Below are 13,108 nucleotides of genomic sequence, written 5' to 3' on the forward strand. Positions count from 1 at the left end.
TCTACGACGAGAACCTCCGACAGGTCAACGGAGACGGGAGCGAACGGCGTCAGGCCATGAGGGGGCGGGCTGTGGGCGGGATGGGGGCCGGCAACGCGGTTTCGCCTCCGCGCAACCAGGCGTCCACACCTGCCGCACAGGCACGCCCCTCGGCGATCGCCCACACGATGAGCGACTGGCCGCGGCCGGCGTCACCGGCGACGAATACCCCGTCGACGCTGCTCGCGTAGGACGCGTCCCGCTCGATGTTTCCGCGCTCGTCGAGCTCGACCTCCAGCTGTTCGAGCAGGCCGCCACGTTCCGGTCCGACGAAGCCCATCGCCAGCAGGACGAGCTCGGCGGGGATCTCCTCCTCGGTGCCGGGCACAGGTTCGAACCGGCCGTTCTCGAACTTCACCTGGACCAGCCGCAACGCCCGGAGCCGCCCCTCGTCGTCGCCGATGAACTCCTGCGTCGACACGGCGTACTTCCGGTCCCCGCCCTCCTCGTGTGCGCTCGACACGCGGAAGATCATCGGGTACGTCGGCCACGGGTGGGCGACCGGCCGCTCGTCGCTCGGGCGCGGCATGATCTCCAGCTGGACAACGCTCTTCGCGCCCTGGCGATGAGCGGTGCCGAGGCAGTCGGCGCCGGTGTCCCCGCCGCCGATGATGACGACGTTCTTGCCCGCGGCGGTGATCTGGTCGGGGACCTCCTCACCGTGCGCGGCCCGGTTGGCCTGCGGAAGGTACTCCATCGCCTGGTGGATCCCGGCCAGGTCGCGTCCGGGCATCGGCAGGTCACGCGGGATCGTCGAGCCCATCGCCAGGACGACCGCGTCATAGCGGGTACGCAGGTCCTGGCCGGTCACATCCACACCGACGTTGACACCGGCGCGGAAGATCGTGCCCTCGCGGGCCATCTGGTCGATCCGGCGGTCGAGGATCCGCTTTTCCATCTTGAACTCGGGGATGCCGTAGCGCAGCAGGCCACCGATCTTGTCCGCGCGTTCGTAGACCGCGACCGTGTGACCGGACCGGGTGAGCTGCTGGGCGGCGGCGAGCCCGGACGGGCCCGAGCCGACGACCGCGATCGTGCGTCCGGTCAACCACTCCGGCGGCTGCGGGGTCACCCACCCTTCCTCGAACGCCCGGTCGATGATCGCGACCTCGACGTTCTTGATCGTCACGGCTCCACCGGACGTCGCCTCGTCGATGGCCAGGACGCAGGCCGTCTCGCAGGGTGCGGGACACAGCCGGCCGGTGAACTCCGGGAAGTTGTTGGTCGCGTGCAGGCGTTCGATCGCGGCCTGCCAGTCGTCACGCCAGACCAGGTCGTTCCACTCGGGGATGAGGTTGCCGAGCGGGCAACCCTGGTGGCAGAACGGGATACCGCAGTCCATACAGCGCCCGGCCTGGGCGGAGATGATCGGCAGCAGGGCGTGGCCGATGCCCTTGCCGGGATAGACCTCGTTCCAGTCCCGCAGGCGTTCGCCTACGGGACGGCGGTGCGCGACCTCGCGCGGAGTGGTCAGGAAGCCCTTGGGGTCAGCCATGTGCAGCCTCCATGATCGCCTGGTCGACGTCGCGTCCTTCGGCCTCTGCGCGGGCGCGCGCCTGCAGCACCCGTTTGTAGTCCTGCGGCATGATCTTCGTGAACCGGGCGAGTGTCGCCGGCCAGTCCGCAAGGAGCTTCTCCGCCACCGCGGACTCGGTTGCCTGGCCGTGCGCCTTCGCCAAGGCTGTCAACAGCTCCTTGTCATCGTCGGTGAGCGGCTCCAGATCGACCATCTCCTGGTTGATCCGCCCTGGTCGAAGATCCAGGACGTACGCCACGCCACCGGACATGCCGGCCGCGAAGTTGCGTCCGGTCGCGCCGAGGACGACGACGGTGCCGCCGGTCATGTACTCGCAACCGTGGTCACCCACGCCCTCCACGACCGCCGTCACCCCGGAGTTGCGGACGCAGAACCGTTCGCCCACCTTGCCGCGGATGAAGAGCTCGCCACCGGTGGCGCCGTAGGCGATCACGTTGCCGGCGATGATGTTGTCCTCCGCCACCAGCGTGGCCGTTCGGTCCGGGCGTACGACGATCCGCCCACCGGACAGCCCCTTGGCGAGGTAGTCGTTGGCATCGCCTTCCAACCGCAGCGTGATCCCAGGCGGAACGAACGCACCGAACGACTGGCCGGCCGACCCGATGAAGGTCAGGTCGATCGTGTCGTCGGGCAGTCCCCTGCCGCCGTAGATCTTCGTCAGCTCGTGACCGAGCATCGTGCCCACGGTGCGGTTGACGTTGCGGATCGGCACCTGCGCACGGACCGGCTCGCCCTTGTCGAGGGCGTCGCGGGCGAGCTCGATGAGATGGTTGTCGAGCGCCTTCTCCAGGCCGTGGTCCTGGCTGGTCACACACCGGCGTGCGGCGCCACCTGGCAGGTCGGGCACGGCGAGGATCGGGCTGAGGTCGAGCCCCGAGGCCTTCCAGTGCTCGACCGCCTGTCCGACGTCGAGCATCTCGGCGTGGCCGATCGCCTCGTCGAGACTGCGGAACCCCAACTCCGCAAGGTATTCGCGGACCTCCTGCGCGATGTACTCGAAGAAGGTGACCACGAACTCCGGCTTGCCGTTGAAGCGCTTGCGCAGCTCGGGGTTCTGGGTCGCGACGCCGACCGGACATGTGTCGAGGTGGCAGACCCGCATCATGATGCAGCCGGACACGACGAGCGGCGCGGTCGCGAAGCCGTACTCCTCCGCGCCGAGCAGTGCGGCGATCACGACATCGCGCCCAGTCTTGAGCTGCCCGTCGGTCTGGACGACGATCCGGTCCCGCAGCCCGTTGAGCAGCAGCGTCTGCTGGGTCTCGGCGAGGCCCAGCTCCCAGGGCGCACCCGCGTGCTTGAGCGAGGTGAGCGGCGCCGCGCCGGTGCCGCCGTCGTGGCCGGAGATCAGCACCACGTCGGCATGCGCCTTGGACACCCCGGCAGCGACCGTACCGACCCCGACCTCGGCGACCAGCTTCACGTGCACCCGCGCCGACGGGTTGGAGTTCTTCAGGTCGTGGATCAGCTGCGCGAGGTCCTCGATCGAGTAGATGTCGTGGTGCGGCGGCGGCGAGATCAGCCCCACACCCGGCGTGGAGTGCCGGGTCTTGGCGATCCACGGGTAGATCTTGCCGCCCGGCAGCTGGCCGCCCTCGCCGGGCTTCGCGCCCTGCGCCATCTTGATCTGCAGGTCGCTGGAGTGGGTGAGGTACTCCGACGTCACGCCGAACCGTCCGCTCGCGACCTGCTTGATCGCACTGCGGCGTTCGGGGTCGTAGAGCCGCTCCGCGTCCTCGCCGCCCTCGCCGGTGTTGGACCGGGCGCCGATCCGGTTCATCGCGATGGCGAGCGTCGAGTGCGCCTCCATCGAGATCGAGCCGTACGACATGGCACCGGTCGAGAAGCGCCTGACGATGCTCTCGACCGACTCGACCTCCTCGATCGGCACGGGTGGGCGGACCCCGCTGCGCAGCGAGAACAGCCCACGCAACGTCATCAGTCGCTGCGCCTGCTCGTCGACGCGGCTCGTGTACTGCTTGAAGATGTCGTACCGCTGGCTGCGGGTCGAGTGCTGCAACCGGAACACCGTCTCCGGGTCGAACAGGTGCGGCTCCCCCTCCCGCCGCCACTGGTACTCGCCCCCGATCGCCAGGCGTCGGTGCGGCTGCGCGACCCCGTCCCGGGGATACGCCTGCACGTGCCGGCGGCGTACCTCCTCGGCGATCGCGTCGAGCCCCACCCCGCCGAGGCGGGACGTGGTGCCGGTGAAGTACCTGTCGATGACGTCCTGCCCCAGGCCGATCGCCTCGAAGATCTGTGCACCTGTGTAGGACGCGACCGTCGACACGCCCATCTTGCTCATGACCTTGAGCACGCCCTTGCCGAGCGCCTTGACGAGGTTGCGGACGGCCTGTTCGGTCTCGATCCCGGTGAGGAAGTCCCCTTCCCGCACGAGGTCCTCGACGCTTTCCATGGCGAGGTAGGGGTTGACCGCCGCCGCGCCGTAGCCGATCAGCAGGGCCACATGGTGCACCTCGCGGACGTCGCCGGCCTCGACGACCAGGCCGACCCTGGACCGCGCCTTCTCCCTGATCAGGTGGTGGTGCACCGCTCCGGTGAGGAGCAGCGACGGAATCGGCGCCAGGTCGGCGTTGGAGTGCCGGTCGGACAGCACGATCACCCGCGCGCCGTCGGCGATCGCCGCCGACACCTCAGTGCAGATCTCCTCGAGCCGGCGAGCCAACTCCGCTCCGCCACCCTCGACGCGGTAAAGGCCCTTGACGACGTGCGCGGCGTAGCCGGGGAAGTCACCGTCGCGGTTGACGTGGACGATCTTGGCCAGCTCGTCGTTGTCGATCACCGGGAACGGCAGCACGATCTGCCGGCACGACGCGGGCCCTGCCTCGAGCAGGTTGCGCTCCGGGCCGATCGTCCCGGCGAGTGAGGTGACCAACTCCTCGCGGATCGCGTCCAGCGGCGGGTTGGTGACCTGGGCGAACAGCTGCGTGAAGTAGTCGAAGAGCAGCCGCGACCGCCCGGACAGCACCGCGACCGGGGTGTCACTGCCCATCGACCCGATGGGTTCCGCACCCACCCGGGCCATCGGGGCGACGATGACCCGCAACTCCTCCTCGGTGTAGCCGAACGTCTGCTGCCGACGGGTGACCGACGCGTGCGTGTGGACGACGTGCTCACGGGGCGGGAGGTTCTCCAGCCGGATCAGGCCGGCGTGGAGCCATTCGTCGTAGGGATGCTCGGCCGCGAGCTGGCCCTTGATCTCCTCGTCCTCGATGATCCGGTGCTCGGCGGTGTCTACGAGGAACATCCGGCCCGGCTCCAACCGGCCCTTGCGGACGATCGACTTGGGGTCGAGGTCGAGCACGCCGACCTCGGACGCCAGGACGACGAGGCCGTCGTCGGTGACCCAGTACCGGCTCGGACGCAGGCCGTTGCGGTCGAGGACCGCCCCCACCTGCGTACCGTCGGTGAAGGCCACGCACGCCGGACCGTCCCACGGCTCCATCAGGCAGGAGTGGAACTCGTAGAACGCCCGCCGCTTGGCGTCCATCTCGGTGTGGTTCTCCCACGCCTCGGGAATCATCATCAGCACGGCGTGCGGGAGCGAACGTCCGCCCATCTCGAGCAGCTCGAGCGCCTCGTCGAAGGTGGCGGAGTCACTCGCTTCTGGCGTGCAGATCGGGTAGAGCCGCTGCAGGTCGCCAGCACCATGCTGGTCGTCCGACCCGGGCTTCGCCAGCAGGTCGGAGGCGAGCAGCGCCTCGCGGGCGCGCATCCAGTTCCGGTTGCCCATGACCGTGTTGATCTCGCCGTTGTGGGCGAGATAGCGGTACGGATGAGCGAGTGGCCAGGACGGGAACGTGTTGGTGGAGAAACGGGAGTGCACCAGCGCGATCGCACTCTCGACCCGCCGGTCGGACAGATCGGGAAAGAACGGCTCCAACTGCTCGGTCGTCAGCATTCCCTTGTAGACAAGGGTGCGCGACGACAGCGAGGGGAAGTACACGTCCGTGTCGTTCTCGACGCGCTTGCGCAGCGCGAACGCCCGTCGCTCCAGCGCCAGACCGGGAAGCGCCCCGCCCTCGACACTCGTCACGAAGAGCTGGCGGAACCGCGGCATCACCGCACGGGACGTCTTGCCGAGCAGCTCAGGCGCAACCGGGACGTTACGCCAGCCGACGACGACCAGACCCTCCTCGGCCGCGACCTCCCCCACCCGGCGTACGACGGCGGCATCGGCATCGTCGTCATCGGGCACGAACGCGGTCCCGACCGCGTACTCCCCCGGAGGCGGCAGTGGGAAGTCACAAACCGCACGGAAGAACGCATCGGGAATCTGGATCAGCATCCCGGCTCCGTCACCGGAGTCGGGCTCACTCCCGGAGGCACCGCGGTGGTCGAGATTGCGCAACGCCGTGAACGCCTGGTCGACGATCTGCCGACTGGGCTCACCGCTCAACGTCGCGACGAAGGCGACGCCGCAGGCGTCGTGCTCGAACCGCGGGTCATAAAGGCCGTGCGGCGGCGGGGGCGTTCCGAGCATGTGGATACTCCCGTCGTCGAACTCGCGTTTGAAGGTACTAGCCCGGGGGACGACCCCCGGACCCCCGAACGTGCTCGAGGGACGACGTTGGCCCTGGAGATTGCATGCAGGGTAGCGGAGCGATCCGGGCGCCGGCCATCATCCCTCTCCTGATGGCCATGCGGCCCGAAGTGGCCCAGGGACGACGGACCCGGTCCGAATGAGCGGAAACGGGTCGAAGCGGCTCGGCGTCGAGCTACCTACCTGACATTGTGCATCGTCCCGAACATCATTGTGCATCCTTGGGCCGGGACCCGCCCTGTGACGTTCGTCCCGCGGACTCCGGGCCGCGGACCTCGAAACCGAGTTCGACCGGAACGCCCCGCTGGTCGCCGAGCTCGTGCTGCTCAGCCTCGTCGCCGTCCCCGTGGGCGTGACTGCCGGGCGCGCCGACCCGCGGCTCGGTGTGGGCGCTACCGTCCGTAGCCACCGCGGCTCTGTCGTCGCCCAGCTCGGTGACCGTCTCGCGGCCCGGCCGGAGTCGGGCGGAGATGGCGATGTAGAGCACCGCCGCCAGGAACACCGCCACCGACGTCCACACGTTGAGCCGCAGGCCGGCGACCTGGTTGACGGGGTCGATCCGGAGGTACTCGATCCAGCCCCGTCCCAGCGTGTAGCCCGCCACATAGAGCGCGAACGCCCGGCCGTGGCCCAGCTTGAACCGACGGTCTGCCCAGATCACCAGACCGGCGACCCCGACATTCCAGACACTTTCGTACAGGAAGGTGGGTTGGAAGGATTCGTACTGCTCGTAGCCGGGCGGGCGGTGCGCCGGGTCGATCTGAAGGCCCCACGGCATCGACGTCGGAGCGCCGAAGAGCTCCTGGTTGAACCAGTTGCCCCATCGGCCGATCGCCTGGGCGAGGATGATGCCCGGCGCCAGAGCGTCGGCCATGGCCGGAAGCGGGATCCCACGCCGCCGACAGCCGATCCAGGCGCCGAGGGCACCGAACGCGATGCCACCCCAGATGCCGAGGCCGCCCTCCCAGACGGCGAACGCACGGAGCGGATCACGCCCGGCCCCGAAGTAGAGCTGGTAGTCGGTGGCGACGTGGTAGATCCGTGCACCCACCAGGCCGAACGGCACCGCCCAGACGGCGATGTCGGCGACCGTACCGGGGCGGCCGCCGCGGGCGACCCATCTGCGGTTGCCCAGCCAGACGGCGACGATGACGCCAGCGATGATGCACAGGGCGTACGCCCGGATCGGCACCGGACCAAGGTGCCAGACTCCCTGGGACGGACTGGGAATCAATGCCTGGATCAGCATGGGCGGGTGTACTCCTGTGCTCCTCGGGATGCGCGGCCTGCGGGCGGCCTCGCGCCGGTGGGGCCGCGCTTACCGGACGGACACTACCCGGTCACGGCTTGCCCGCGAGCGCATCGGTGATGGCGAGTCTCAGCGCGGTCGGGCTCGTGTCCTCGGGATCGAGCGGCTTGCCGTCGACGAAGACGGTGGGCGTTCCGGAAACGCCCCGATCTGTCGCAGTCTGGTCGATCGACTGGACCCACTCCGCGAACTTCTCCTCGCGTACGCACGAGCGGAAGGACCCGGAGTCAAGTCCCACGGACCGGCCCAGGGCTACCAGCTGGTCGGTCGTCCAGTCCTGCCGGAAGTTGATGTACAGCGCGTTGTGCATCTCCTTCGCCCTGCCCTCGTCGGCCGCACAGGCGAAGGCGTTCGCCGACAGCTCCGTCGGGCGACCGAAGTTGTCGAGCGTCACGGGGTAGTAGACGACCCGGACCTTGCCGCTCTCGACCTGCTGGCTGATCATCTTCTCGGCGCCGGCCTCGAACTCCTGGCAGTGCGGACAGGAGAAGTCCTCGAACATCTCGACGACGACCGGCGCATCGGCCTCACCCAGGCCCACGCCGTTGCCCAGGCCGGCGGCTCCGGTGCCAGCTCCGCTCGACTTGGAATAACCCTCGACGACGCCGGCCGGGGCGGCCGCGTCGGCGTCGATCCGCGATCGCTGCCACTGGACGACGCCCGCGATCGCGACGATGGCGAGCACGACCACGAGGGCGATGCCGACCCGGGCGAAGTTCTCGCGCCGCCGCTCCTGCGCCGCCTGCCGTTCTCGCTCGGCCCTGAGCGCGTCGCGGGCCGACTTCTTGGTCATGTCAGTTCCCCCGTCTGACTGGTGTCGAGCGGCTGTCCGGTATCGAACGTCTGACTGGTGCCGAGCGTCCGTCTGGTGTCGAGCGCGAACCGACCGGCGCCGAAGACCGCCAGCCACGCCGCACAGAGGGTGAGTCCGAGATCTCGCAGGATCTCCTCGAGGTACTTCGTCTGGGCGGGGTCCACCGGTCCGCCGTCGCCGAAGCAGCCACAGTCGATCGACAGCCCACGCGCCCAGACCGAGGCGATACCGGCCACGAACACCAGCATGAGCACCCCGGAGAAGACGGCGGTCACCCGGGTCCCCATACCCAGGATGAGCGCCGCCGCGAGAACGATCTCCACGAACGGCAGGGTGTAGCCGACGGCCGCGTCGACGCCGTACGGCAGAAGTTGGTACGCCCGCACGGCCCGGACCTGTTCGGTGGGGGCGACGCCGAGTTTGAGGATTCCGGCGACGAGCAGAACACCGCCAAGGACCAGCCGCGCAGCCAACGAGACCCAGGGCGCGCCGGCGCGCCAGCGGTGCCTTCCGGGAGCTGATGTGGCGGCGGTGGGGTCTGCCGTGTCAGTGCCCACGACGCCGGACTCCAGCGGCCAGGTCCCGGGCGAGCTCCTCGACTCCCGTCCGGCCGGCGTTCCCATCCGAGGCGGTGAGGACCCGGCGAACGAACGCCGAACCGACGATCACCGCGTCGGCGTACGACGCGACCTCGGCGGCCTGGTCACCGTTGGAGACGCCGAGCCCGACGCCGACCGGCAGCGTGGTCACTGCGCGGGTACGGGTCACAAGGTCCGGCGCGATCCGCGAGGTCTGCGCCCGGGCTCCGGTGACTCCCATCACCGACGTCGCGTAGACGAAGCCGCGGCAGGCGTCGGCCGTGATCCGGAGCCGCTCGTCGGTCGAGGACGGCGCGACGAGGAACACGCGGTCGAGGCCGGCCGCGTCGGACGCCGCGATCCACTCGCCGGCCTCCTCCGGGATCAGGTCCGGTGTGACCAGGGCCGACCCGCCCGCCGCGGCGAAGTCGCGGGCGAACCGGTCGAGGCCGTACTGCTCGATCGGGTTCCAGTAGGTCATGAGGATGACGCAGACGCCGGTTCCGGCGACCGCCTCGATGGTCCGCAGCACATCGGTCGTACGGATCCCGCCACGCAGCGCCTGCTCCGACGCCGCCTGGATCACCGGTCCGTCCATCGTCGGGTCGGAGTAGGGCAACTCGACCTCGATCACGTCGACCCCGCCGTCAACCATGGCCTTCATGACCGCGATCGCGTCGTCGTAGGTCGGGAAGCCGGCTGGGAGGCAGCCGACGAGTACGCCGCGGTTCTCCCCCCGCGCCTTGTCGAAGAGGGGTGTGACGCTCATGTCCTATTCCTCTTCCTGCGCGTCCGAGCCGGGCTTCTCGTCGAGCAACCCGAACCACCGCGCGGCGGTGTCCATGTCCTTGTCGCCGCGCCCGGACAGTCCGACGAGGAGGACCGCGTCGGGTCCGTGTTCCTTCGCGACCCTGAGCGCCCCGGCCACGGCATGCGCCGACTCGATCGCCGGGATGATCCCCTCGGTCCGGGTGAGCAGCCGGAACGCCTCCATCGCCTCCGCGTCGGATACGGGCGCGTAGGTCGCGCGACCGGTGTCATGCAGCCAGCTGTGCTCGGGGCCGACACCGGGATAGTCGAGCCCGGCCGAGATGGAGTGACTCTCGATCGTCTGGCCGTCGTCATCCTGCAGGACGTAGGACCGGGACCCATGGAGGACGCCGATCCGCCCACCGCTGATCGACGCCGCGTGCCGGCCCGTGTCGCCATGTCGGATTGCTGCTTCGCTGGCATCGCCACCGGCCTCGAAGCCGTACAGCCGGACGTCCTCGTCGGGAACGAACGCAGCGAACAGCCCCATCGCGTTGGAGCCACCACCGACGCAGGCACAGGCCGCGTCCGGCAGCCGGCCGAGAAGCTCGAGCGACTGGGCGCGCGCCTCGTCGCCGATCCCGCGGCAGAAGTCACGCACCATCGCCGGGAACGGGTGCGGCCCGGCCACCGAGCCGATCAGGTAGTGCGTGTGGTCGACGGTCGCCACCCAGTCGCGGAGCGCTTCGTTCATCGCATCCTTGAGGGTGCGGCTGCCGGAACGGACGGGAACCACCTCGGCGCCGAGCATCCGCATCCGGGCGACGTTGAGCGCCTGCCGACGGGTGTCCTCCTCGCCCATGTAGACCACGCACTCCAGGTCGAGGTAGGCGGCGGCGGTCGCGGCGGCGACGCCGTGCTGGCCCGCGCCTGTCTCGGCGATGACGCGGCGCTTGCCCATCCGCTTGGTGAGCAGGGCCTGCCCGAGCACGTTGCGGATCTTGTGGGCGCCTGTGTGGTTGAGGTCCTCCCGCTTGAGCAGGATCCGGGCACCGGCGACCTCGGAAAGGCGGGTCGCGTCATAGAGGAGGCTTGGCACGCCGGCGTACTCACGAAGCATCCGGTTGAGCTCTCCGGCGAACGCCGGGTCCGCGAGCGCCTCAGCCCGTGCCGCGTCCAGTTCGTTCAGCGCCGCGATCAAGGCTTCGGGAACGAACCGGCCGCCGAACCGGCCCCAGTGCCCGGTCGCGTCGGGTCCGGCCGGTGTTCCGGCGGGGAAGCTCGTCACAAGATCGGTCATGGGCGCCACTCAGTCGTGGTGAAGGGCGGGATGCGCACCGGCCGCGACGAGATCCGCGACCGCCGAGCGCGGGTCCTTGCCGGTGACGAGGCTCTCGCCGACCAGCACCGCGTGAGCGCCGGCTCGTGCGTACTCGATCACGTCATGGGGTCCACGAACGCCCGACTCGGCGATCTTTACGATGTTGTCGGGGATCTTGGGCGAGAGCCGGGCGAACGCGGTCCGGTCGACCTCGAGCGTCTTCAGGTCACGGGCGTTGACACCGATGACCTTCGCGCCCGCGTCGGCCGCGCGGACGACCTCCTCCTCGGTGTGACACTCGACGAACGGAGTGAGGCCGATCGACTCGGCACGTTCGATGAGCGAGACCAGTGCGTTCTGGTCCAGTGCCGCGACGATCAGCAGCACCAGGTCGGCGCCGTAGGCCCTGGCCTCCCACAACTGATAACTGGTGAGAACGAAATCCTTGCGCAGCAGGGGGACCTCGACAGCGGACCGGACCGCCCGCAGGTCATCGATCGTGCCGCCGAACCTGCGGTTCTCGGTGAGCACGCTGATCGCCGCCGCGCCGCCGGCCTGGTAGTCCACCGCCAATGCGGCCGGATCGGCGATCGCGGCCAGCGCACCCTTGCTCGGGCTCGAGCGCTTGACCTCGGCGATGATCGCCACTCGGTCGCCGCGCAACACCGGCATCGGGTCGATCGCATACGGCAGGTGCGCGGTCCGAGCCTTGAGATCCTCGATCGAGACTCTCGCCTGGCGCTCGGCTAGATCGGCACGCACGCCGTCGAGGATGTCGTCGAGGACGCTCACGCGGTCAGGTCCTTCCTGCGCGGCTACCAGGGCTCGAACGGACCCGATTCCCCGCGGCCCGTGCAGTCCCTGAGGACGAGGTTCAGACTAACGACGCCCAGTCGCCGGGCCGACACCGGATGGCTCCCCCGAGCGTGCTCCAAGCCCACCTCGAGCCTGCCCCGAGCCCGGCTCGAGTCGACCCGAGCCGGGACACAAGCGAGGGCCCCGCACACAGCGCGGGGCCCTGAGGAATCGTCGTACGGAGAGGAGTCACACCTTGACGACGAGGGTGGACATGATCTTGTCGGCGAACGTCTGGCGCTTCTGGTCCCACAACGGCCACAGATAGCCGATGTAACAGGCCATGCCGTCGAGAACGTGGGCGAGGGCACGCACGAACGCCACCCCGGCACCAACCGGCTGACCGTCGGACTCACGGAGCAACTTCAGGCCAAGGACCTGCTTGCCGACGGTCTGGCCGGTACTCCCCTGCCGGATGACGACGTTCCAGATCCCCAGCCCGAGGCTGACAAGTCCGAGCAGGCCGGCGATGATGCCGGTCACGCCGTCCGGCGGAGTTCCCTGCGCGAGCGACGGGATGTAGAGCGCATAGCTCACGGCAAGGGGGATGCCGGTGACCAGTCCGTCAAGGAGAGTGGCGCCGACGCGCTGCAACCAGGTGCCGAGCTGGTCCGGACCGGGCTGTCCCACCATCTGGGCGTACTGCTGCGCGTACTGGCCGTAGGGGTCCGGTTGGCCGTACTGCCCCTGGCCATAGGCCTGCTGACCGTAGGGCTGACCGGCATACGGCTGCTGACCGTACTGACCCTGACCCGGCTGACCCTGACCCGGCTGAGGCTGCCCATACGGTTGCTGACCGTACTGACCCTGACCCGGCTGACCCTGACCCGGCTGAGGCTGCCCATACGGTTGCTGACCGTACTGACCCTGACCCGGCTGACCCTGACCCGGCTGAGGCTGGCCATACGGTTGCTGGCCGTACTGGCCCTGGCCTTGGGCGTACTGGCCCTGACCTGGCTGGCCCTGACCCTGGCCATACGGCTGCTGACCGTACTGACCCTGACCCGCCTGAGGCTGGCCATACGGTTGCTGGCCGTACTGCTGTTGGCCGTACTGGCCCTGGCCGTACTGCTGACCCGACTGCCCAGCGTGGCCGTACTCGCCCTGGCCGTACTCCGTCTGGCCGTATTCCGGCTGGCCGTACTCGCCCTGACCGTGGGGCTGCTGCCCGCCGCGGCCCGACGACTGTCCCTGCTCGTGGGGGTCAGAGCCCGCAGGCGGGTTCGGCGTACTCACAACCGTCTCCATTCGAAAGTGTCCTAGTGAACCCGAGCAGGCTAGCGACCCGCAGGCGCGCAGGGAACAGCTCCCGGGTGAGTCCCAGGGAGAGAGTCTGCCGTC

Annotated in this window: 10 protein-coding genes; 1 reads left to right on the plus strand and 9 read right to left on the minus strand. The window is 69.3% G+C overall.

The window, feature by feature from the left end; translation table 11 throughout:
* Positions 1 to 49: 49 nt before the first annotated feature.
* From ABN034_RS01635 to ABN034_RS01675, 9 genes are all read right to left on the minus strand, one after another.
* On the minus strand, positions 50 to 1,534 hold the full coding sequence (locus ABN034_RS01635) for a glutamate synthase subunit beta (protein ID WP_349689175.1): 1,485 nt from the start codon (positions 1,532 to 1,534) through the stop codon (positions 50 to 52).
* The gene (gene gltB, locus ABN034_RS01640) at positions 1,527 to 6,080 is read right to left on the minus strand and encodes a glutamate synthase large subunit (RefSeq protein ID WP_349689176.1); all 4,554 of its coding nucleotides are present in this window, start codon (positions 6,078 to 6,080) and stop codon (positions 1,527 to 1,529) included. Before gltB ends, ABN034_RS01635 begins: the two co-directional genes overlap by 8 nt.
* 268 nt (positions 6,081 to 6,348) lie before the next feature.
* Positions 6,349 to 7,389 (minus strand): prolipoprotein diacylglyceryl transferase, encoded by a 1,041-nt coding sequence (gene lgt, locus ABN034_RS01645; RefSeq protein ID WP_349689177.1) that lies wholly within the window; start codon positions 7,387 to 7,389, stop codon positions 6,349 to 6,351.
* 91 nt (positions 7,390 to 7,480) lie between these two features.
* Positions 7,481 to 8,242, minus strand: a complete 762-nt coding sequence (locus ABN034_RS01650) for a DsbA family protein (RefSeq protein ID WP_349689178.1) — start codon at positions 8,240 to 8,242, stop codon at positions 7,481 to 7,483.
* Complete coding sequence (locus tag ABN034_RS01655; protein WP_349689179.1) at positions 8,239 to 8,820, minus strand: MauE/DoxX family redox-associated membrane protein; 582 nt, start codon at positions 8,818 to 8,820, stop codon at positions 8,239 to 8,241. The genes ABN034_RS01650 and ABN034_RS01655 overlap by 4 nt, the downstream gene beginning before the upstream one ends.
* Positions 8,810 to 9,610 (minus strand): tryptophan synthase subunit alpha, encoded by an 801-nt coding sequence (gene trpA / locus ABN034_RS01660; protein ID WP_349689180.1) that lies wholly within the window; start codon positions 9,608 to 9,610, stop codon positions 8,810 to 8,812. The genes ABN034_RS01655 and trpA overlap by 11 nt, the downstream gene beginning before the upstream one ends.
* 3 nt (positions 9,611 to 9,613) lie before the next feature.
* The gene (gene trpB, locus ABN034_RS01665) at positions 9,614 to 10,891 is read right to left on the minus strand and encodes a tryptophan synthase subunit beta (RefSeq protein ID WP_349689181.1); all 1,278 of its coding nucleotides are present in this window, start codon (positions 10,889 to 10,891) and stop codon (positions 9,614 to 9,616) included.
* 9 nt (positions 10,892 to 10,900) lie between these two features.
* A complete protein-coding gene (trpC, locus tag ABN034_RS01670; RefSeq protein ID WP_349689182.1) occupies positions 10,901 to 11,704 on the minus strand; it encodes an indole-3-glycerol phosphate synthase TrpC in 804 nt (267 codons plus the stop codon).
* A 252-nt stretch (positions 11,705 to 11,956) separates the two neighbouring features.
* Positions 11,957 to 12,400 (minus strand): RDD family protein, encoded by a 444-nt coding sequence (locus tag ABN034_RS01675; protein ID WP_349328024.1) that lies wholly within the window; start codon positions 12,398 to 12,400, stop codon positions 11,957 to 11,959.
* 39 nt (positions 12,401 to 12,439) lie between these two features.
* Between ABN034_RS01675 and ABN034_RS01680 the strand changes: the two genes are divergently transcribed.
* Positions 12,440 to 13,030 carry a hypothetical protein gene (locus ABN034_RS01680; protein WP_349689183.1) on the plus strand — a complete coding sequence of 197 codons (591 nt, stop codon included), beginning with the start codon at positions 12,440 to 12,442 and terminating at the stop codon, positions 13,028 to 13,030.
* Positions 13,031 to 13,108: the final 78 nt, after the last annotated feature.

The sequence above is a fragment of the Actinopolymorpha sp. B11F2 genome (genome assembly GCF_040195635.1).
Classification (GTDB): Bacteria; Actinomycetota; Actinomycetes; order Propionibacteriales; family Actinopolymorphaceae; genus Thermasporomyces.